The 235-nt window shown below is 43.4% G+C and carries 1 protein-coding gene; it reads left to right on the forward strand.

Features of this window, described 5'->3' with window-relative positions; translation table 11 throughout:
- Window positions 1-235: hypothetical protein (locus tag Q4528_RS16185; RefSeq protein WP_303522792.1), on the forward strand; the 235-nt coding region annotated here is incomplete at both ends.

Here is a 235-nt window from a genome sequence, read left to right on the forward strand (position 1 = left end):
GCTTAATTCAAATGTTGAAGTCTAAATGGGCAATTACCTTACTAGGGTTTCTTGCCGTAGCCTTTCTCATCTGGTTTGGTGGCCCGTTAATCGCGATTGCTGGTTCAGAGCCTTTAGGTAGTGCGGCTGCGCGTTGGTTCACTATCATTACCTTGGCCTTAATCTGTATTATTTATCAGTTTTGGCAGCACATACAAAGCACTAAGCAAAACCAACAAGCGGTTCAGTCTTTACT

The sequence above is a fragment of the Staphylococcus pasteuri genome, from assembly GCF_030547725.1.
Classification (GTDB): domain Bacteria; phylum Bacillota; class Bacilli; order Staphylococcales; family Staphylococcaceae; genus Staphylococcus; species Staphylococcus pasteuri.